This window comes from Streptomyces sp. NPDC050528 (assembly GCF_044457795.1).
Classification (GTDB): Bacteria; Actinomycetota; Actinomycetes; order Streptomycetales; family Streptomycetaceae; genus Streptomyces.
On sequence record NZ_JBITHH010000001.1, the window covers coordinates 628,485 to 648,674 of the forward strand.

The 20,190-nt window shown below is 69.6% G+C and carries 21 protein-coding genes; 11 read left to right on the forward strand and 10 right to left on the reverse strand.

Annotation, left to right across the window (positions count from 1 at the left end; genetic code table 11):
* Nucleotides 1-3 precede the first annotated feature (3 nt).
* From ACIBK4_RS02865 to ACIBK4_RS02880, 4 genes are all read left to right on the forward strand, one after another.
* The gene (locus tag ACIBK4_RS02865; RefSeq protein ID WP_398991489.1) at nt 4-978 is read left to right on the forward strand and encodes an ABC transporter ATP-binding protein; all 975 of its coding nucleotides are present in this window, start codon (nt 4-6) and stop codon (nt 976-978) included.
* 1 nt (nt 979) lies between these two features.
* Complete coding sequence (locus tag ACIBK4_RS02870) at nt 980-1,750, forward strand: ABC transporter permease (protein ID WP_390157011.1); 771 nt, start codon at nt 980-982, stop codon at nt 1,748-1,750.
* A gap of 113 nt (nt 1,751-1,863) precedes the next feature.
* Entirely contained in the window at nt 1,864-3,162 is a 1,299-nt protein-coding gene (locus ACIBK4_RS02875; RefSeq protein WP_398991491.1) for an ATP-binding cassette domain-containing protein, read from the forward strand.
* Nucleotides 3,159-4,031 carry an ABC transporter permease gene (locus ACIBK4_RS02880; protein ID WP_398991493.1) on the forward strand — a complete coding sequence of 291 codons (873 nt, stop codon included), beginning with the start codon at nt 3,159-3,161 and terminating at the stop codon, nt 4,029-4,031. The genes ACIBK4_RS02875 and ACIBK4_RS02880 overlap by 4 nt, the downstream gene beginning before the upstream one ends.
* A gap of 12 nt (nt 4,032-4,043) precedes the next feature.
* On the opposite strand, the gene ACIBK4_RS02885 is transcribed toward ACIBK4_RS02880, so the two are convergent.
* On the reverse strand, nt 4,044-4,376 hold the full coding sequence (locus ACIBK4_RS02885) for an ATP/GTP-binding protein (RefSeq protein ID WP_398991495.1): 333 nt from the start codon (nt 4,374-4,376) through the stop codon (nt 4,044-4,046).
* 221 nt (nt 4,377-4,597) lie between these two features.
* On the opposite strand from ACIBK4_RS02885, the gene ACIBK4_RS02890 reads away from it, so the two are divergent.
* Nucleotides 4,598-5,626 (forward strand): LLM class flavin-dependent oxidoreductase, encoded by a 1,029-nt coding sequence (locus ACIBK4_RS02890; RefSeq protein WP_398991497.1) that lies wholly within the window; start codon nt 4,598-4,600, stop codon nt 5,624-5,626.
* Between the two features lie 93 nt (nt 5,627-5,719).
* On the opposite strand, the gene ACIBK4_RS02895 is transcribed toward ACIBK4_RS02890, so the two are convergent.
* On the reverse strand, nt 5,720-6,112 hold the full coding sequence (locus tag ACIBK4_RS02895) for an SCO5389 family protein (protein WP_019060740.1): 393 nt from the start codon (nt 6,110-6,112) through the stop codon (nt 5,720-5,722).
* Between the two features lie 308 nt (nt 6,113-6,420).
* Here ACIBK4_RS02895 and nucS point away from each other — a divergent pair, with 308 nt between their 5' ends.
* Complete coding sequence (gene nucS, locus ACIBK4_RS02900) at nt 6,421-7,092, forward strand: endonuclease NucS (protein ID WP_033285416.1); 672 nt, start codon at nt 6,421-6,423, stop codon at nt 7,090-7,092.
* Between the two features lie 109 nt (nt 7,093-7,201).
* On the opposite strand, the gene ACIBK4_RS02905 is transcribed toward nucS, so the two are convergent.
* The 4 genes from ACIBK4_RS02905 to ACIBK4_RS02920 all read right to left on the reverse strand — a co-directional run bounded on the left by ACIBK4_RS02905 (nt 7,202) and on the right by ACIBK4_RS02920 (nt 12,062).
* Nucleotides 7,202-9,727, reverse strand: a complete 2,526-nt coding sequence (locus tag ACIBK4_RS02905; RefSeq protein ID WP_398991499.1) for an ATP-binding protein — start codon at nt 9,725-9,727, stop codon at nt 7,202-7,204.
* 231 nt (nt 9,728-9,958) lie between these two features.
* Complete coding sequence (locus ACIBK4_RS02910) at nt 9,959-10,282, reverse strand: STAS domain-containing protein (RefSeq protein ID WP_019060737.1); 324 nt, start codon at nt 10,280-10,282, stop codon at nt 9,959-9,961.
* 154 nt (nt 10,283-10,436) lie between these two features.
* The gene (locus ACIBK4_RS02915; RefSeq protein WP_398991501.1) at nt 10,437-11,285 is read right to left on the reverse strand and encodes a 3-hydroxyacyl-CoA dehydrogenase family protein; all 849 of its coding nucleotides are present in this window, start codon (nt 11,283-11,285) and stop codon (nt 10,437-10,439) included.
* A 135-nt stretch (nt 11,286-11,420) separates the two neighbouring features.
* On the reverse strand, nt 11,421-12,062 hold the full coding sequence (locus ACIBK4_RS02920) for a TetR/AcrR family transcriptional regulator (RefSeq protein WP_398992924.1): 642 nt from the start codon (nt 12,060-12,062) through the stop codon (nt 11,421-11,423).
* Nucleotides 12,063-12,142: 80 nt separating this feature from the next.
* On the opposite strand from ACIBK4_RS02920, the gene ACIBK4_RS02925 reads away from it, so the two are divergent.
* The 5 genes from ACIBK4_RS02925 (at nt 12,143) to ACIBK4_RS02945 (ending at nt 16,766) form a co-directional block, all read left to right on the forward strand.
* Entirely contained in the window at nt 12,143-12,925 is a 783-nt protein-coding gene (locus tag ACIBK4_RS02925; RefSeq protein ID WP_033285413.1) for an ATP-binding cassette domain-containing protein, read from the forward strand.
* Between the two features lie 34 nt (nt 12,926-12,959).
* Nucleotides 12,960-13,709: an ABC transporter permease gene (locus ACIBK4_RS02930; RefSeq protein WP_398991503.1), complete on the forward strand. Its 750-nt coding sequence runs from the start codon at nt 12,960-12,962 to the stop codon at nt 13,707-13,709.
* Nucleotides 13,710-13,722: 13 nt separating this feature from the next.
* Nucleotides 13,723-14,295, forward strand: a complete 573-nt coding sequence (locus ACIBK4_RS02935; RefSeq protein WP_398991505.1) for a cob(I)yrinic acid a,c-diamide adenosyltransferase — start codon at nt 13,723-13,725, stop codon at nt 14,293-14,295.
* 219 nt (nt 14,296-14,514) lie between these two features.
* Complete coding sequence (locus tag ACIBK4_RS02940; protein WP_398991507.1) at nt 14,515-16,341, forward strand: glycosyl hydrolase family 18 protein; 1,827 nt, start codon at nt 14,515-14,517, stop codon at nt 16,339-16,341.
* 218 nt (nt 16,342-16,559) lie between these two features.
* Nucleotides 16,560-16,766 carry a hypothetical protein gene (locus ACIBK4_RS02945; RefSeq protein ID WP_398991509.1) on the forward strand — a complete coding sequence of 69 codons (207 nt, stop codon included), beginning with the start codon at nt 16,560-16,562 and terminating at the stop codon, nt 16,764-16,766.
* On the opposite strand, the gene ACIBK4_RS02950 is transcribed toward ACIBK4_RS02945, so the two are convergent.
* The 4 genes from ACIBK4_RS02950 to ACIBK4_RS02965 all read right to left on the reverse strand — a co-directional run bounded on the left by ACIBK4_RS02950 (nt 16,753) and on the right by ACIBK4_RS02965 (nt 20,176).
* Nucleotides 16,753-17,199, reverse strand: coding sequence for a DUF2550 domain-containing protein (locus tag ACIBK4_RS02950; protein ID WP_366433958.1), 447 nt, complete (start codon nt 17,197-17,199; stop codon nt 16,753-16,755). The genes ACIBK4_RS02945 and ACIBK4_RS02950 overlap by 14 nt on opposite strands.
* Before the next feature lie 138 nt (nt 17,200-17,337).
* On the reverse strand, nt 17,338-17,712 hold the full coding sequence (locus tag ACIBK4_RS02955) for a F0F1 ATP synthase subunit epsilon (protein WP_366433957.1): 375 nt from the start codon (nt 17,710-17,712) through the stop codon (nt 17,338-17,340).
* A 110-nt stretch (nt 17,713-17,822) separates the two neighbouring features.
* The gene (gene atpD, locus ACIBK4_RS02960) at nt 17,823-19,259 is read right to left on the reverse strand and encodes a F0F1 ATP synthase subunit beta (protein WP_398991511.1); all 1,437 of its coding nucleotides are present in this window, start codon (nt 19,257-19,259) and stop codon (nt 17,823-17,825) included.
* Nucleotides 19,259-20,176: a F0F1 ATP synthase subunit gamma gene (locus ACIBK4_RS02965; protein ID WP_033285406.1), complete on the reverse strand. Its 918-nt coding sequence runs from the start codon at nt 20,174-20,176 to the stop codon at nt 19,259-19,261. The genes atpD and ACIBK4_RS02965 overlap by 1 nt, the downstream gene beginning before the upstream one ends.
* Between the last annotated feature and the right edge of the window lie 14 nt (nt 20,177-20,190).

Here is a 20,190-nt window from a genome sequence, read left to right on the forward strand (position 1 = left end):
CGCATGATCGAGCTCTCGGGGCTGACCAAGCGGTACGGCGAGAAGGTGGCGGTCAACAACCTCACCTTCGCCGTCAGACCCGGCATCGTCACGGGCTTCCTCGGCCCGAACGGCGCCGGCAAGTCGACGACCATGCGCATGATGCTCGGTCTCGACCGGCCGACCGCCGGTGACGTGCGGATCGACGGCCAGCACTACGACCAGCTCAAGGACCCGCTGAAGTACATCGGCGCCCTCCTCGACGCCAAGGCCATGCACGGCGGCCGCAGCGCCTTCAACCACCTGCTGTGCCTGGCGCAGAGCAACGGCATCTCGAAGGCCCGGGTGCACGAGGTGCTCGACACCGTCGGGCTCACCGCGGTGGCGAAGAAGAAGGCCAAGGGGTTCTCGCTCGGCATGGGGCAGCGGCTCGGCATCGCGGGCGCGCTGCTCGGCGATCCGGAGATCCTGATGTTCGACGAGCCGGTCAACGGGCTCGACCCCGAGGGCATCCACTGGATCCGCAACCTGATGAAGTCCCTTGCCGCGCAAGGCCGTACGGTCTTCGTCTCCTCGCACCTGATGAGCGAGATGGCGCTGACCGCCGACCACCTCGTCGTCATCGGCCAGGGCCGCCTCCTCGCGGACACCTCCATGGCCGACTTCATCCAGCAGAACTCGCGGTCCTACGTCCGCATCCGCACCCCGCAGCGCGAGCGGCTGCTCGACGTGCTGCACCAGGCCGGGATCACGGTGGTCGAGTCCGGCAGCGGGGTCCTCGAAGTGGACGGCGGCAAGTCGGAGCAGATCGGTGAGCTGGCCGCGTCGCACCAGCTCGTGCTGCACGAGCTGAGTCCCCAACAGGCCTCCCTGGAGGAGGCGTTCATGCAGTTGACCGCGGAGTCGGTGGAGTACCACGCGCATTCCGACGCACCATCACCCTCCCCCGGGGCGCCTGCTCAGCAGCAGGGCTGGGGCGACGGCTGGAAGAAGGGCTGACATGGCGGCGACCCAGGTCATCCGCTCGGAGTGGACCAAGATCCGTTCCGTCGCGTCGACGGTGTGGACGCTCTCGCTGGCCCTGGTGGTGACGATCGGGCTCGGCATGCTGATCTCGGCGCTGTCGAAGAGCCAGTTCGACGACATGAGCGCCAAGGACAAGCTGTCCTTCGACCCGACGTTCATCAGCTTCGCCGGGATGAGTCTCGGTCAGCTCGCGATGATCGTGTTCGGGGTGCTGGTCGTGTCGAACGAGTACAGCACCGGCATGATCCGCACCTCGCTCGCGGCCGTCCCGCAGCGCGGCACCTTCCTGTTCAGCAAGATCGCGGTGGCCGCAGGGCTGTGTCTCGTGGTCGGGCTGGTGACGAGCTTCCTCACGTTCTTCCTCGGGCAGGCGATGCTCGGCTCCCACAAGGCGGAGATCAGCGACCCGGGCGTGCTGCGCGCGGTGATCGGCGGCGGGCTCTACATGACGCTGATCGCGCTGTTCTCCATGGGCGTCGCCTCGATGCTGCGCTCGCCGATGCTGTCGCTGGGCATCCTGATGCCGTTCTTCTTCCTGATCTCCAACATCCTCGGCAACGTCTCCGCGACGAAGAAGATCGGCCAGTACCTGCCCGACCAGGCCGGCAGCAAGATCATGCAGGTGGTCACGCCGGTCGACGACTCGGCGCCGTACGGGCCGTGGGGCGGGTTCGGGATCATGGCCCTGTGGGTGCTCGCCTCGCTCGTCGGTGCCTACGTCCTTCTGAAGCGCCGGGACGCGTAGCTCAGGGCATTGCTTTACTTTCCCTTGGGCGGAACCGTCAGCGCCCCGATATCCTCCTAACCCTTACGGGGGCGTGTGCCCTGCTGTCCTGATCCTTTCGATGGGTGCGGAGCATGATCGAGGCTGTCGGCCTGACCAAGCGCTACGGCGACAAGACCGCCGTGTACAACCTTTCCTTCCAGGTGCGGCCCGGTGCCGTCACCGGCTTCCTCGGGCCCAACGGCTCGGGCAAGTCGACGACGATGCGCATGATCCTCGGCCTGGACAACCCCACGTCAGGACAGGTGACGATCGGCGGCTTCCCCTACCGCAAGCTGCCGAACGCCCCCAGACAGGTCGGTGCCCTGCTCGACGCCAAGGCCGTGCACGGCGGCCGCAGCGCCCGCAGCCACCTGCTGAGCCTGGCCCAGCTCTCGGGCATCCCGGCCCGGCGCGTGGACGAGGTGCTCGGGGTCGTGGGCCTCCAGGACGTGGCGAGAAAGCGCTCCAAGGGCTTCTCCCTCGGCATGGGCCAGCGGCTCGGCATCGCCGCCGCGCTCCTCGGCGACCCGCAGGTCCTGCTCTTCGACGAGCCGGTCAACGGCCTCGACCCCGAGGGCATCCTCTGGGTGCGGAACCTGATGAAGGCGCTCGCGGCGGAGGGCCGTACCGTGTTCGTCTCCTCGCACCTGATGAGCGAGATGGCGCTGACCGCCGACCAGCTCATCGTGATCGGGCGCGGGCAGCTCCTGTCCGACATGAGCGTGCGGGACTTCATCTCGGCGAACTCCGCCGACTTCGCGCGCGTGCGCACCCCGGACACCGAGCCCCAGCTCCGCGAGAAGCTCACCTCAGCCCTGACCGAGGCGGGCGGCCATGTGCTGCCCGAGCAGGACGGCGGGCTGCGCGTCACGGGACTGCCGCTGCCGCGCATCAGCGACATCGCGCACGACACGGACGTACGCCTGTGGGAGCTGTCCCCGCATCAGGCCTCGCTGGAGGAGGCGTACATGCGGATGACGCAGGGCGCCGTCGACTACCGCTCGACGACCGACCAGAAGGCCGGTCTGATGCAGCAGCTGCCGCCGGGCGCGCAGCCGCCGATGCCGGTGCCGGGCCAGGGCCAGCCGGGCTGGTACGCGCCGCCGTCACCGCAGCAGGGCGGCCAGCCGTTCGCCATGGGCCAGCCCCCGGCGAATCCTTACGGCGCCCCGAATCCGTACGGCGCTCCTGCGGCGCCCGTGGCGCCCGCGCCGGGCCCGTACGGACCTCCGGCGCCCGTGACCCCGCAGACGGCGGCACAGCCGCCCCAGGCCCCGGCTCAGGGTGCCCCGGCGGTTCAGGCCCCGGCTCCGGTCGCTGACGCGAACCCGGCCCCCGCCGCTCCCGCCCCCTCCGCCGCCGACCTGACCAAGCCCGAGGACGCCCGATGAGTACGCCCCAGCCCCCGATGCCGCAGGCAGCCGCGCCCAACTGGCAGGCGGCGAACGGTCCTTCGTACGGCGGGTACACCTCGCCGATCCCGGTGGTGCGCACGCATCTCGGGCATGCGCTCGCCTCCGAGTGGACGAAGATCAAGTCGGTGCGCTCGACGATCTGGACGCTCGGGGTGTTCGTGGTCCTCGTCGTCGGCATCGGCCTGCTCGCCGCCCTCGTGGTCAGCAGCTCCTCGTCCGAGATGAACGGCGAGAATCCGCTCTCCCTCGGCTTCTTCGGGCTGCTCCTCGGCTCCATGTGCATCATCACGCTCGGCGTGCTCACCACGGCCTCCGAGTACGGCACGGGCATGATCCGCACGACGATGACCGCCTGCCCCAGCCGCGGCCGGGTCCTCGCGGCGAAGTCGATCGTGTTCTTCGCCGTCGCCTTCGTGGTGACCCTGGTGTCCTCGGGGTTCATCGCCTTCGTGGACGCCTCGCTGCTGGAGAACAACGGCGCCAAGGACCCGTCCGCCGGCGAGTGGTTCAAGGGGACCGTCGGCGTCTCGCTCTACATCGCGCTGCTCGGGCTGCTCTCGCTGATCGTCGGCTCGATCATCCGGCACTCGGCGGGCGCGATCACCGTCATGATCGGCGCGGTGCTCGCCCCGCTGGTCATCGCGCTGTTCATGTTCTCGCAGTCCCTGGAGGACGTACGCCAGGCGCTGTTCGAGTACTCCATCCCGAACCAGCTGAGCGTCTTCTACTCCAACTCCCTGACGGAGTCCGGCCCTTCGGGCTGGGACCCGCTGTGGATCATCCTCGGCGTGACGGCCGTCGCGTTCGCCGGCGCCGTCGCACTGCTGGAGCAGCGGGACGTGTAGGTCGTACGACCCTCAGAACCTCGGCGCGTTCCTGGACCGCTGCACCCGTGTGGTGCGGCGGTCCTTCGCGTTCCAGCAGGCCTTGTGCCAGTGGCGGCGGTCGTCGACGCCCGCGTGCTCCGGCCAGGCCACGACGTGCGGGACGGCGGAGGGGATCTGCTGGTCGCAGCCCGGGCAGCGGTACGTCTTGCCCTCCGCGCTCGCCCCGGCGACATGGCGCACGCTCCACTCCTCGCCCTGCCAGTGCTCCGTGGACTGCCAGCCGCCGTAGCGGCCCGAGCGATCGTCGTCGGCACTGCGGCCGGCGGAACCGGACTCCTTGGGTCGGTTGCGACGCGGGGACACGGAACACCTCACGGGGCTATACAGGAGGCAAGGGCTGCGTCCAGCGTACGTGGCGCGCGCAGGGGTACGCGAAGGGCATCAACCCACACAAGTCCCCCTCGGGACCGCGCATTCTGCAGACAATCCGCAAATCTCTCCGCCAGGCCGTGTCCTCGGCACGTGTCGGGCGGTTATGCCCGGTGGGGGAGCTCCGTGTCGGAGCCAAGGAAGCAGGAAGTGCCATGCGCGTCGGAAGTTTTGTGTTGGCGGCCCAGTTCCCGGGGCAGGGCCAGGGGGAGGCACTGCACCGCGCGGTGCGCTCGGTGGAGATCGCGGAGGAAGCCGGTCTCGACACGGCCTGGCTGGCCGAGCACCACTTCGTGCCCTACGGCACCTGCCCGTCCGCGGTCACCCTGGCCGCGTTACTGCTGGGCCGCACCCAGCGCATCCGCGTCGGCACCGCGGTCAGCGTACTGCCCACCGTCCACCCGGTCGCCCTCGGCGAGCAGGCCGCGCTGCTGCACGTGACGAGCGGCGGGCGCTTCTCGCTGGGCGTGGGGCGCGGCGGGCCGTGGGTCGACCTGGAGGTGTTCGGCTCGGGCCTCGCCGCATACGAACAGGGGTTCCCGGAATCACTCGATCTGCTGATGCGCTGGCTGCGCGAGCCGTCGGTCGCGGGCACCGGGGACCGCTTCGCGTTCCGTGAAGTGCCCGTCGTACCACGGCCGTCGGAGGCGCTGTCGGACGCGCCGGGCCCCGAGGTCGTCGTCGCCTGCACCTCGCCCGCGAGTGTGCGGCTGGCGGCCGAGCGGGGCCTGCCGATGCTGCTCGGCATGCATGTCGGGGACGAGGAGAAAGCCGAAATGGTCGCCCTGTGGCGGCAGTTGGCGCGGGCGGCGGGCCGTCCTGTGGAGGAGATCCGCGCTGCCGCCCATGTGTCGGCCGGTGTCTGCCAGATCGCGGACCGGCGCGCCGACGCCGTGGAGGCGCTGGTGAAGGCGATGCCGGGCTGGCTGCGGCAGGGGCTCGGCGCCCATGTGACGGTGGACGACCGCGAGCGCCGGATGCGCGACCCGCTCGCGTACACCGAACTCCTCTGCGGGCTGCACCCGGTGGGCACCCCGCGTCTGTGCGTCGACCGGCTCGCGGCGACCTCCGAGCGGACCGGCATCTCCCGCTTCGCGCTGCTCGTCGAGGGGTCCGGGGACCTCGCGGCGACCGAGGAGAACGTACGGCGGCTCGGTGCCGAGGTGCTCCCTCACCTCGGCTGAGCGAACCGCGCTGGACGATCCGCGGGGAGCTTGCCGCCCCGTACAGTGCACCTCCCGCGTACGGAGCGGCAAGCAAGTGCGCCGTCCGCCGCGTCAGCAGTCCCGGAATTCCGGGGACTGGTTCAGCAGTTGGCTGCGCACCGAGGTGAAGCGGGCCAGCGTCTCGTCCACCGAGCCGTCCAACGGGAACACCGCCACCCGATGGCAGTTCTGGAAGGCCAGGCGTACACCGAAGTGCCGCTGCAGCGCGCCGCGTATCGCGTCACTCGCGAGCGCACGCAGCAACTGACCGCGTGCCTGCTCGTCCGGCGGCGGCGTCTGGTTGTCGGCGAACGCACCGCCGTCGACCTTCAGCTGAGCCACCAGGGAGCTGATCATCTCCCATGCGTAAGGCAGGGAGGTCCGGACGCAGTCGACGAATTCAGCTTCGTCGACCTCGCCTCGCTCGGCCTTTTCGAGTAGGGCCGGTGAGACGTCGAGCGACATGGGTTCTCCTCTCGCACCCCCAACGCGCGGGGGTTGCCGGACAGATGAGGGAGTCCGCGATTGCGAACACGCTGCGTACACGTCTCGCGACCTCCCGTTTATACGGTAGGCAACGGAGGGGGGCGGCACCAGGAGAATGCGTACATAGGGAACTCTCAATAGGCCCACAATCGGCCACGAATGAACAACGGGCGTCACGGGTCTTCCAGGACAACAGGGGCGACCCGCAGGGTCTCGTTTGAGGGTGGTGGTGGGAGACGGGTGGGCGAATCGCGTTCGCCGGCGCCCGTCGAGTAGCGTTGCCGACCATGCGTCTCGTCATTGCCCGGTGTTCCGTGGACTACGCGGGCCGGCTCACCGCCCACCTCGCCTCCGCCCCCCGTCTGATCCTGGTGAAGGCGGACGGCAGCGTCTCGATCCACGCGGACGACCGGGCCTACAAGCCCCTCAACTGGATGTCTCCGCCCTGCACGCTGAAGGAGGGTTCCGGCGACGACGAAGGCGTCTGGACCGTCATCAACAAGGCGGGCGAGAAGCTCATCATCACGATGGAGGAGATCCTCCACGACTCCTCGCACGAACTCGGCGTGGACCCCGGCCTGATCAAGGACGGCGTGGAAGCGCACCTCCAGGAGCTGCTCGCCGACCGCATCGACACCCTCGGCGAGGGCTACACGCTGATCCGCCGCGAGTACATGACGGCCATCGGCCCGGTCGACATCCTGTGCCGGGACGGCGAGGGCCAGACCGTCGCGATCGAGATCAAGCGGCGCGGCGAGATCGACGGCGTGGAGCAACTCACGCGCTACCTGGAGCTGTTGAACCGCGATCCCCATCTCGCCCCGGTCCGCGGCATCTTCGCCGCCCAGGAGATCAAGCCCCAGGCCCGCGTCCTCGCCACCGACCGCGGCATCGGCTGCACGGTCCTCGACTACAACGCCCTGCGCGGCATCGAGGACGACAAACTCCGCCTGTTCTGAACAGCCGCCGCCAGACACCGACTTCGCACTGACTCCACTACGACGAAAAGGGCCGGTTCCGATCATCGGAGCCGGCCCTTTCATGTCCTACGGGGCTGTCGCGCGCGCGTCAGATCACGGCACCCGCACTACTCGACGTGTCCGAGCTGCTGCCGACCGGCGCGGCCGAACTGGTCGTGTCCACGGGGGCACTTGAGGTTGCGCCGCTCGCCGAGGTCTCGGTGGACGGGGTGATCGTCGGCGTGGGCGTGTCGCTCGGCGTGGGCGTGTCGCTCGGAGTCGGAGACGACGGGGAGCTCGGGTCCGTCGGCTTCGTCGTGGTCGGGCTCGACGTAGGCGGCTTGGTCGTGGACTTGCTCGGCGACGGGCTCGTGTGCCCGCCCCCCGAACTGCTCGTCCCGCTCGGGGTGTCCGAGGGCTGGCCGCTGCTGCCCGAGGGCGGCGTCGGATCGTCCGACGTCCCGTACGTCCCGTCAGGCCCCGGATCCGTCGGCCGGCTGGTCGCCGTACCCGTGTCGTTGTTGTCGCCGTTCTTCGCCTTGTCCGCGCCGAGGCTGTCGTCATCGGTGCCCTGGCTGGCGGACGGGTTGACGCCGACCTTGTCGGAGGGGTTGTCGGCGTTGTTGTTGGACGTGGCGCCGAGGGTGACGACCGTGCCGAGGACGGCGGCGAGCAGAACGCCCGCGCCGGCCGCGACGAGGTTGCGCCGGGCGTAGCCGCGCAGGCCGCCCCGGGCCTTGTTGTGCGGCTTCGGGGACGAGGGCTGGTGCGCGACGAGGGTGTAGGTGTCGCCGGGCGGCTGGAGCGGCGGGAAGGGCGCCGGTATGCCGCCGGGCGGTGACGCCGACTCCTCGTAGCGCGCGTCGGGTACTTCCTCACCGGCCGTGGCGCCGAGGCCGAGCGCGATGCCGCTGCGGTCGGCGACCAGGGCGAGGGCGCGGCGGCCCGCGACGGCACCGCGCTTGTCGGCGGCCTCGCCGCGCAGGCCGATGGACGACTCCAGTTCGGCCCGGGCCCGGTCGAGGTCACCCTGGCAGAGCGCGAGGACGCCCAACTCGTGCTGGAAATAGGCCTGTTCGCTCACGTCGGCGGCGAGCTGGGCGGCCTCGAAGCCGGAGCGCAGCACGCGCTCCCAGGCGCTCCAGTGCAGCCCGGCGGCGAACGCGGGCGCCGCCGTGCGGGCGAGGTGGACGGTGGTGCTCTCCTCGCCGTCGCCCGGCGGGGTCGTCGCCGGTACGAGCGCGACGAGGGCGGCGAGCAGGGCGTCCGCCTCGGCGCACACGCGCGCGGGCGTGACCGAGGGGTGCCCGGCCCACCAGGAGTAGTGCAGGGCGGCGATGAGGGCGCCGGACGCGACGTCGTCGCCGTAGCCGGCGGCCTCCAGCTGGGTCTGGACGCCGGCGGCGAGCCGGTAGCGGGAGCCGACCGGGGAGACCAGTCCGCAGCCCGCGAGTTCGCCGAGGGCGGCGTCCGCGTGGGTGTCTCCGACGAGCGCGGGCAGATGCGCCTGGTGCGGCACCTCACCGCCGAGCGCGACGGCGAAGCGCAGGGTGGCCCGCGCCGAGGCGCTGAGCCGCGAGGCGAGCAGCGGCGCGGGCGCGGCGGCCTCCCCGAGGGACGGCAGCGGTACGGCGTCGCCCGCGTCCGGGTCGAGCGGCGGGGCGTCGAAGGGCACGTCGGCCGGGGGCGCGTCCTGGAAGACGCCGAACTCCTCGACGGCGCTGGTGCCGACGCGCAGTTCGTCGCGCTGCCGGAGCAGGGCACCGGCCTGGACGAAGCGCAGGGGCAGGCCCTCGGACTCGAAGTACAGGTCGCCCGCCCAGTTGGCCTCCTCCTCGGTGAGGACGCGGCCCACGGCACGCTCCAGCACCTCGACGGCGCCGGGCCGGCCCAGGCCGCCGAGGAAGACCTCCTCGATCGCGGAGTCCGCGGACGGTGCCGGGACCTCCGGGGTCGCGGCGATCAGGAAGGCGCACTCGGGCGTCGCGTCGAGGAGTCCGTCGAGCGCGGCGGCCCCGAACTCGATGTCGTCCAGGACGACGACCGCGCCGATCTCCCGCGTCAGCGCGAGCAGTTCCTCCCGGCCGGGCCGGTGCAGGGGTGCGTCGTAGACGGCGTAGAAGAGGTCGTGGAGGAGGTCGTCGGCGGTGCGGTGGAAGCCGCTGAGGCGGATCACGCCGTCGGGGGCGAGGTCCAGGCAGTCCTCGGCGACGAGGTCGAGCAGGCTGGTGCGGCCCGAGCCCGAGGGACCGGTGAGGCGTACGGAACGGCCGCGGGCGAGCAGCCGTACGAGACGCTCGCGCTCCTCCTGGCGCTCCAGGAGCGGCAGTTCGGGGCGGTTGAGGCCCGGCGGGACCGGTGGTCTGGCGGCGCGGGCGGCCTCGGCGCGCTCGGCGGCGGCGAACTTGGCGGGCCGGCCGGGCCGTTGTCCGGGCGAGCAGACTTCGATCTCGCTGCCGTCGACGGGGTTGACGGTGAGCAGGAAGTCGCCGGTGACCAGCTGCACGGTGCGCGCGAGTGCGGGTGTGTGCTGGCCGAAGTCGGGTGTGAGGGGTTCCCGCGGCGGGCGCTGACGCGACGACGTGTCGTCGCCGTCATGGCCGTACTCCTCGGGTCCCCGGTCGATCGGGTCCATAGGTCCAAGCCCCCCAAAAGCGTCGTGTGCGGGTCGACAGGACCCAGGCCCCTCCCGGCCTTGTGCACACCGCGCTGTCGCTTCTGGTCCGGGCCCGCTCGAAGGGTGGTGAGGCAGCGGGCAACCGAACCGTAAACCTTCGCACAGTATCTACGACAGGCCGGGGTACCGCGCGGTGCGAGACGTCACAGTCTCATGAGGATTCCGCGCGGCCGACGTCAGACCCCGGGATCAGACCCTGGGAAGCGACTCCACTCCGATACCGCCCTCGATGGCGAGGATGCGGTGCAGCCGGGTGGCCACGAGCAGGCGCTGCATCTGCGGCGGTACGCGGCGCAGCACCAGGCGGCGGCCGCAGCGGCCGGCCCGTCGGTGGGCTCCCATGATGACGCCGAGGCCGGTGGCGTCCCAGGAGTCGAGCTCGGACAGGTCCAGCACCAGATCGCCGACTCCGTCGTCGACGGCCGAGTGCAGGACCGTACGGGCGTCCGCCGCGCTGCGGACGTCGAGGCGGCCCCCGACGACCAGCTCGACGTGGTCGCCCCTGATGTACATATGCGCTCCCCGTGAGTGCGGTGGCGTACTCGGTGATATCGGCGAAGTCGGTGATGCAACCTCTGACTGCCTGAAGCGCCACGAAGTTGCCGTCTGTGAGCGAACCGATACCGAATTCACCCCTGCGTGTGATGGGTCAGGGGCGTGTGCGGATTCAGTGCTTGTAGAAGCCCTGCCCGCTCTTGCGTCCGATGTCACCGGCGTCCACCATTCGGCGCATCAGCTCCGGCGGGGCGAACTTCTCGTCCTGTGACTCGGTGTAGATGTTGCTGGTCGCGTGCAGCAGGATGTCGACGCCGGTGAGGTCCGCGGTGGCCAGCGGGCCCATCGCGTGACCGAAGCCCAGCTTGCAGGCGAGGTCGATGTCCTCGGCGGTGGCGACGCCCGACTCGTACAGCTTCGCCGCCTCGACGACGAGCGCCGAGATGAGACGGGTCGTCACGAACCCGGCCACGTCACGGTTGACGACGATGCAGGTCTTGCCGACGGATTCGGCGAACTCCCGCGCGGTGGCGAGGGTTTCGTCGCTCGTCTTGTATCCGCGCACCAGCTCGCACAGGCCCATCATCGGGACCGGCGAGAAGAAGTGCGTTCCTACGACGCGCTCCGGACGCTCCGTCACGGCCGCGATCTTCGTGATCGGGATGGCGGAGGTGTTGGAGGCGAGGACGGCGTCCTCGCGCACGATCTTGTCCAGCGCGCGGAAGATCTCGTGCTTGACTTCGAGCTTCTCGAAGACGGCTTCGACGACGATGTCCGCGTCGGCGACGGCGTCGAGATCGGTGGTCGCGGTGATGCGTCCAAGGGCCGCGTCGGCGTCGTGCGCCTCCAGCTTGCCCTTGCTCACGAACTTGTCGTACGAGGCCTTGATGCCGTCGGTGCCACGCTTCAGCGCTTCGTCGGTGACATCGCGCAGGACGACGTCCCAGCCCGCCTGCGCGGAGACCTGGGCGATACCGGAACCCATGAGTCCGGCGCCGATGACGGCAAGCTTCCGTGCCACTGTGCGACTCCCCTTTGAAACGCTTACAGCGTGTATCCGTGTGCCTCTCGGCGGACACTAGCGAAGGTGCGGCGCTGTGTGACCGGTTAGTAACGCGCGTCACGTCTCATCTGACGGACATCACACCGGCACGGCTCATTCGACCGCTCGTACGGCGTAGTTGAGGACTCTCTCGCTCAAGAGGTCCTCCAGGTCGTCGAGTAGACCGAGGGCCTCACGGGAGACCTCACCGGGTGCGCGGCCCGCGGTCATGCCGCGGCGGACGAAGTCCGTCAGTGCCTCGTGCAGCCAGTTGATCTGGCCGGCCATCAGCCGCGGGGTGATGTCCTGCTCCGGTGCCGCGGTCTCCTCGCGCAGGGCGGCCTCCAGGCGCTCGATCACCTCGTGCCGGACGGCCATGAGGCGCAGCCGGAGCGTGGGCGCGGCCTCGACGACCGCCATGAACCGCTCGAACCCCGGCATCAGGCCCACGCGCGGCGAGACGGCCTCCAGTTCGGCGCGCAGTTCCCGCAGGACGGCCGCGGCGGCGGACTCCCCCGCGTCGCGGGCGCGCACCCAGCGGGCGAGCCGTTCGCGCTGGTCGTCGGCGCGGTCGAGGAACAGGTCCTCCTTGGTGGAGAAGTAGTTGTAGACCGTGTTGACCGAGACGTCGGCCGCCTCGGCGACCTCGGCGACGGTGACCGCGTCGAAGCCGCGCTCCATGAACAGGCCGGTGGCGACATCGGAGATGTACTGCCTGGTCTGCCGCTTCTTCCGCTCCCTGAGCCCTTCGACCATGCCGTCCATGCTAGCCACTTTGGCGTCGCTTGTTTTTTGGGGTCATTGCAAAATTTCAGGGACTCTGTTTTTCTGGGGTCATGGCAATCATCAGCGCGGCCGGCCTGGCCCGCTCCTTCCGGACGAAGCAGGGCCTCGTGGAGGCGGTGCGCGGTATCGACCTGGCCGTACGGCCCGGCGAGATCCTCGGCTTCCTCGGACCGAACGGCGCCGGCAAGACGACCACCCTGCGCATGCTCACGACCCTGCTCCCGCCCACCGGCGGCGCGGCCACCGTCGCGGGCCGCGACCTCGTGACCGACCCGGCCGGGGTGCGGCGGGCGTGCGGCTATGTCGCCCAGTCGGGAGGCGTGGACCCGCAGATCACCGCCCGGGAGGAACTCGTCACCCAGGGCCGCCTCTACCGCCTGACGAAGCGTCAGGCAGCCGAGCGCGCCGAGGAGTTGGCCCACGACCTGGACTTCACCGAGCAGCTCGACCGCAGGACGGCCACGCTCTCCGGCGGCCGGCGGCGCCGCCTGGACATCGCGCTCGCCCTCACCCACCGACCCGAGGTGCTGTTCCTCGACGAGCCGACGACGGGCCTGGACCCCGCGAGCCGCGCCGGCCTCTGGGACCTGGTCCGGCGGCTGCGCGACGAGCACGGCACCACCGTCTTCCTGACCACCCACTACCTCGACGAGGCGGACGCCCTCTCCGACCGGCTGGTCATCGTCGACCGGGGAGTCGTGGTCGCCGAGGGCACCCCGACCGCGCTGAAGCTGCGGCACGGCGGCTCGATCGACGCGAGCCTCCAGGACACGTTCCTCGCGATCACCGGCCGCGGCCCGGCCCGGCCCGACGCCGCCCCCGTGGCCGTATGAGAACAACGACGGAAAGCACAGGACGGACCACGACATGCTGCTGCACGACACCTCGCTCATCTACGGCCGCTATCTCCGCCAGTCGCTGCGTTCCCGCTTCGCGCTGGTCTTCGGGATGCTGGTGCCGCTGCTCTATCTCGTCTTCTTCGGTCCGCTCCTGACCCACCTGCCGTTGCGCGCGCAGGGCAGTTCGTGGCAGACCCTCGTTCCCGGGGTGCTGCTCCAACTCGGGCTGTTCGGCTCGGCGTTCGCGGGTTTCTCGGTGATCATCGAGAAGAACCAGGGCGTGGTGGAGCGGATGCGCGTGACCCCCGTGAGCCGGCTGGCGCTGCTGCTCGGCCGGGTGCTGCGCGACGCCACGGTCCTCGTGGTCCAGGCGGTCGCGCTGGTCCTGGCGGCGGTGGCGCTGGGTCTGCGCGCCCCGCTGCCGGGCATCCTGATCGGCTTCGCGTTCGTGGCGCTGCTGACGGTCTCGCTGGGATCGCTGTCGTACGCCATCGCCATGAAGGTGGCCACACCGCAGGAGTTCGGTCCGCTCGTCAACGCGACGACGATGCCGTCCATGCTCCTGTCCGGCCTGATGCTCCCGATGACCCTCGCGCCGACGTGGCTGGACGCCCTCTCGCACCTCATGCCGTTCCGCTATCTGGTGGACGCGGTGCGGGACGCCTACGTCGGCTCGTACGCCACCGCCCACATGCTGTACGGCGTTCTCGTGGCCCTCGGCTTCGCCGCGGTCGCCGTGACGGTGGGCACACGCGTGTTCCGGACGGCCGGGGCCTAACTACGCTGGCCACATGGTCAATCTGACGCGCATCTACACCAGGACCGGCGACCAGGGCACCACCGCCCTCGGCGACATGAGCCGGGTCGCCAAGACGGACGTCCGGATCTCGGCGTACGCCGACGCCAACGAGGCGAACGCGGCGATCGGCACCGCCATCGCCCTCGGCGCCCTGGACGAGAACATCGTCAAGGTCCTCACCCGCGTCCAGAACGACCTCTTCGACGTGGGCGCGGACCTGTGCACGCCGGTGGTGGAGAACCCGGAGTTCCCGCCCCTGCGGGTCGAGCAGTTCTACATCGACAAGCTGGAGTCGGACTGCGACCACTTCAACGAGCGGCTGGAGAAACTCCGCTCCTTCATCCTCCCCGGCGGCACCCCGGGCGCGGCCCTGCTCCACCAGGCCTGCACGGTCGTGCGCCGGGCGGAACGCTCGACGTGGGCGGCGCTTGAGGTGCACGCCGAGGTGATGAACCCGCTGACGGCGACTTACCTCAACCGCCTCTCCGACCTGCTGTTCATCCTGGCCCGCACGGCCAACAAGGAGGCGGGGGACGTGCTGTGGGTTCCCGGCGGGGAGCGCTGACCGGCGCCGCAGGTCAGCGGGGTGCCGGGCTCAAGCGACTTTGCCGGTGCGTGAATTGGGGTTTAGCACACCCATACCAAAGTGGTCCAGACCTATTGACCCGTGGTCCAGACCTTTCTATTCTCGCGGCACTGTGGGTGCGAAGGCTCAGTCGCGCCCCGACACCCCCGACACCGTCTCCAGTGCGCCGGAGGCGTAAAACAAAAGAGGAGGCGCTCAATGCGCTTCAGACAACGAGCAGTTGCCGGGTTCACCACCCTGCTGCTTCCGCTCGCCGCTCTCGTCGGTCTGGCCGCGCCCGCCGAGGCCGCCTCGACCGCGACCGCCACCTTCACCAAGTCCAGCGACTGGGGCACCGGCTTCGGCGGTCAGTGGACCGTGAAGAACACCGGTACCAGCGCGATCAGTTCATGGACGGTCGAGTGGGACTTCCCCTCCGGCACGTCGGTCACCTCGGCCTGGGACGCGGACGTCACCAACTCCGGGAACCACTGGACCGCGAAGAACAAGTCCTACAACGGCACCATCGCCGCGGGCGCCTCCGTCTCCTTCGGCTTCAACGGCGCCGGCAGCGGCTCGCCCTCCAACTGCCTGCTCAACGGCGGCAGTTGTGACGGCGGCACCACCGTCCCCGGTGACGCGGCCCCCTCCGCGCCGGGCACCCCCACCGCGTCCTCGATCACCGACACCTCGGTGAACCTCTCCTGGAGCGCGGCCACCGACGACAAGGGCATCAAGAACTACGACGTCCTGCGCGACGGCACCAAGGTCGCCACGGTGACGACGACGTCGTACACGAACACCGGCCTGACCGCCGGCACCGACTACTCGTACACCGTGCAGGCCCGCGACACCGCCGACCAGACCGGACCGGTCAGCGGCTCGGTCGCCGTGCACACCACGGGCGGGACGACCACTCCCCCGGCCACCGGCAGCGCGGTCAAGCTCGGGTACCTCACCGAGTGGGGCACCTACCAGCGCAACTACCAGGTCAAGAACCTGGTGACCTCCGGCTCGGCAGCGAAGATCACGCACATCAACTACGCCTTCGGCAACGTGACGAACGGCCAGTGCGCGATCGGTGACGCCTACGCCGACTACCAGAAGACGTTCACCGCCGACCAGTCGGTCAGCGGCGTCGCCGACACCTGGGACCAGCCGATCGCGGGCAACTTCAACCAGCTGCGCGAGCTGAAGGCCAAGTACCCGAACATCAAGATCCTGTGGTCCTTCGGCGGCTGGACCTGGTCCGGCGGCTTCGCCCAGGCGGCGGCCAACCCGACCGCGTTCGCGAACTCCTGCTACAACCTGGTCGAGGACCCGCGCTGGGCCGACGTCTTCGACGGCATCGACATCGACTGGGAGTACCCGAACGCCTGCGGCCTGTCCTGCGACACCAGCGGGGCCGCGGCCTACAAGAACCTGATGCAGGCCCTGCGCGCCAAGTTCGGCAGCAACAACCTGGTCACCGCCGCCACCACGGCCGACGGCACCTCCGGCGGCAAGATCGACGCCGCCGACTACGCGGGCGCGGCCCAGTACGTCGACTGGTACAACGTCATGACGTACGACTTCTTCGGCGCCTTCAACGCGACCGGCCCGACCGCCCCGCACTCCCCCCTCACCACCTACAGCGGCATCCCGACCCCGGGCTTCACCACGGCCGACGCGATCGCCAAGTTCAAGTCGAAGGGCGTCCCCGCGAACAAGCTCCTCATCGGCATCGGCTTCTACGGCCGAGGCTGGACCGGCGTGACCCAGGCCGCACCCGGCGGCACGGCGACCGGCCCGGCGGCGGGCACCTACGAGCAGGGCATCGAGGACTACAAGGTCCTCAAGACGTCCTGCCCGGCCACCGGCACCATCGCCGGCACGGCGTACGCCTACTGCGGCAACAACTGGTGGTCCTACGACACCCCGAGCACGATCGCCGGAAAGATGAGCTGGGCCAAGACCCAGGGTCTGGGCGGCGCGTTCTTCTGGGACTTCAGCGGCGACACCAGCAACGGTGAGCTGGTGACCGCCATCAACAGCGGGCTGAGCTGATCCCCACACCGCTCGGCACCACACCGCCGCGGGCAGACCTCTCCGGTCTGCCCGCGGTGCGTTGCGTACGGCGCGGTGTACGCGGCGCGCGCCCCCGGCGTGCACCTCAGGGGGCCCTTCGGCCCGGAGCGGAGGCCGATCGGCGCCGGTGACCAGCTTTTGACGTGGGCATCTTGGTCCTACGACAGCAAGCGGAACACCGCACCACGGGGGAAACCATGAAGCGCAGGTCCACGTCCCGCATCACCAAGAAGTCCGTCCATGCCTGGGCCGCGCCGGCCAGTGCCCTCGCCACAGCGGTCGCCGCCACCGTCATGGCGGCCTGCCCCGTCGACGTCACCGTGACACTCGGCTCCGCGCCCCACACGGTCGTCGTGGGTCAGGCCGACGTACCCAACCCGGTCTGTCCGGTCATGCGACGTTGACCCGCTGGCCGGGAGGAGCGGCCTCAAGCCACGCGAGAAAACCGGTCAACGCGTCCTCGCTCATGGCCAGTTCGAGGCGCGTGCCCCGGTGCAGGCAGGTCAGGATGATCGCGTCGGAGAGCAGGGCCAGCTCCTCCTCGCCCTCGGGGAGGCGGCGGCCGGCCACCTCGATCGCCGAGCGTTCCAGCGTGCGGCGCGGGCGGTAGGCGTAGGAGAAGACGCGGTACCACTCGATGCGGTCGCCGTTGTAGCGGGCGACGCCGTAGCTCCAGCCCTTGCCGTTCGTGTCGGGTTTCTCCGGGACGTCCCAGCGGAGCGAACAGTCGAAGGTGCCGCCGGAGCGCTGGATGAGTCTGCGGCGCAGGCCGAAGACGAACAGCCCCACCACAACCAGGGCCACAACAATTCCGCACGCAGTCAGAGCGAGGACCATCGACACCGACCTCCTCGTCTCCTAGGTAAAACAGGTAACGGAACGGAAAAAACACCCACATTCGCCTCAGCCGCGGCTGGGGCCGGATTCCTCCGGTCCCAGCCGCGGCTGAGTCACGTCATCGCGTCAGAACTGGGTTCAGCGCGTTTCCACCGCACGCAGTCGGACGTTCGCGCTGCGCTCGGCGGACTCGTCGCCCTCCGCCTTCGCACGCTCCAGTTCCCGCTCCACGCGCTGGACGTCGATCTCGTCCGACAGCTCGGCGATCTCGGCGAGCAGCGACAGCTTGTTGTCCGCGAACGAGATGAAACCGCCGTGCACCGCGGCGACGACCGTCCCTCCGTCGCTCGTACGGATGGTCACCGGGCCCGACTCCAGCACACCGAGCAGCGGCTGGTGACCGGGCATGACGCCGATGTCGCCGGACGTGGTGCGCGCGACGACCAGGGTGGCCTCGCCGGACCAGACCTGGCGGTCCGCGGCGACGAGCTCGACATGCAGCTCAGCAGCCAAGGTGGGCTCCTCGGGTCACCACCCGGCGGTCGTGCCGGGTGTTGGGTCAATTCTAATGGGCGTGAAAGAGGGGGTGGGACACGCCCCACCCCCTCAGGTGAAGCACGGGGTCAGGAGACGCCCAGCTCCTTCGCGTTCGCCTTCAGGTCCTCGATACCACCGCAGAGGAAGAACGCCTGCTCCGGGAAGTGGTCGTACTCGCCGTCGATGATCGCGTTGAACGCGGTGATCGACTCGTCCAGCGGGACGTCCGACCCGTCGACGCCGGTGAACTGCTTGGCGACGTGGGTGTTCTGGGACAGGAAGCGCTCCACGCGACGGGCACGGTGGACGGTGAGCTTGTCCTCCTCGCCCAGCTCGTCGATACCGAGGATCGCGATGATGTCCTGAAGGTCCTTGTACTTCTGGAGGACCGTCTTGACGCGCATCGCGGTGTTGTAGTGCTCGGCCGCGATGTACCGCGGGTCGAGGATGCGGGACGTGGAGTCCAGCGGGTCCACGGCCGGGTAGATGCCCTTCTCGGAGATCGGACGGGACAGAACCGTCGTCGCGTCGAGGTGGGCGAACGTGGTGGCCGGGGCCGGGTCGGTCAGGTCGTCCGCGGGGACGTAGATCGCCTGCATCGAGGTGATCGAGTGACCCCGGGTCGAGGTGATGCGCTCCTGGAGGAGACCCATCTCGTCGGCCAGGTTCGGCTGGTAGCCCACCGCGGAGGGCATGCGGCCGAGCAGGGTCGAGACCTCGGAACCGGCCTGCGTGAAGCGGAAGATGTTGTCGATGAAGAACAGCACGTCCTGGTTCTGCACATCGCGGAAGTACTCCGCCATGGTCAGACCGGCCAGGGCCACGCGCAGACGGGTGCCCGGGGGCTCGTCCATCTGGCCGAAGACGAGCGCCGTCTTGTCGATGACGCCCGAGTCGGCCATCTCCTCGATGAGGTCGTTGCCCTCACGGGTGCGCTCGCCGACACCGGCGAACACGGAGACACCGTCGTGGTTGTTGGCGACGCGGTAGATCATCTCCTGGATGAGCACCGTCTTGCCGACGCCGGCACCGCCGAACAGGCCGATCTTGCCGCCCTTGACGTACGGGGTCAGCAGGTCGATGACCTTGACGCCGGTCTCGAACATCTCGGTCTTCGACTCGAGCTCGTCGAAGCGCGGGGCCTTGCGGTGGATGGACCAGCGCTCGCCCGTGTACTTCTCGTCGCTGTTCAGCACCTCACCGAGGGTGTTGAACACCTTGCCCTTGGTGAAGTCGCCGACCGGGACGGTGATGCCCGTGCCGGTGTCGGTGACGGCGGCCTGGCGGACCAGACCGTCGGTGGGCTGCATCGAGATCGTGCGGACCAGGCCGTCACCCAGGTGCTGGGCGACCTCCAGGGTCAGCGTCTTCTGCGCGCCGTCCAGGGCCGGGTCGGCCACCTCGACGTGCAGAGCGTTGTAGATCTCCGGCATCGCGTCGACGGGGAACTCCACGTCGACGACCGGGCCGATGACCCGGGCGACGCGGCCCGTGGCAACGGCCGTCTCAACTGTCGTCGTCATTACTTGTCACTCCCCGCGGTCGCGTCGGCCAGGGCTGCGGAGCCACCGACGATCTCGCTGATTTCCTGGGTGATTTCGGCCTGGCGGGCCGCGTTGGCAAGACGGGAGAGCGTGGTGATCAGGTCTCCCGCGTTGTCGGTCGCCGACTTCATCGCGCGGCGGGTGGCGGCGTGCTTGGAGGCAGCCGACTGGAGCAGCGCGTTGTAGATACGGCTCTCGACGTACCGCGGCAGCAGGGCGTCCAGGACGTCCTCCGCCGACGGCTCGAAGTCGTACAGCGGAAGGATCTCGCCCTGGGGCGTGGCTTCCTCCGCGACCTCTTCGAGGCTGAGGGGCAGCAGCCGGCTGTCGATCGGCGTCTGCGTCATCATCGAGACGAACTCGGTGTAGACGATGTGGAGTTCGTCCACGCCGCCCTCCGCCGTGTCCAGCTCGATCGCCTCGATCAGCGGACCCGCGACCTTCTTCGCGTCCGCGTACGTGGGCTCGTCGGTGAAGCCGGTCCACTGCTCCGAGATCTTGCGCTCACGGAAGTTGTAGTGGGCGACACCGCGGCGGCCGACGATGTACGTGTCGACCTCCTTGCCCTCGGCCACAAGACGCGCGGTCAACTGCTCCGCCGCCTTGATGGCGTTGGAGTTGAAGGCGCCGGCCAGACCGCGGTCGCTCGTGAGGAGCAGGACCGCGGAACGGGTCGGCGTCTCGGCCTCGGTGGTCAGCGGGTGCCGGGTGTTGGAACCCGTACCGACCGCCGTGACCGCGCGCGTCAGTTCCTTCGCGTACGGCGTCGAGGCCTGCACCTTGCGGTGCGCCTTGACGACGCGCGAGGCGGCGATCATCTCCATCGCCTTGGTGATCTTCTTGGTCGCGGTGACGGATCGGATGCGACGCTTGTAGACCCGGAGCTGGGCTCCCATGAGTCAGGTCCCTT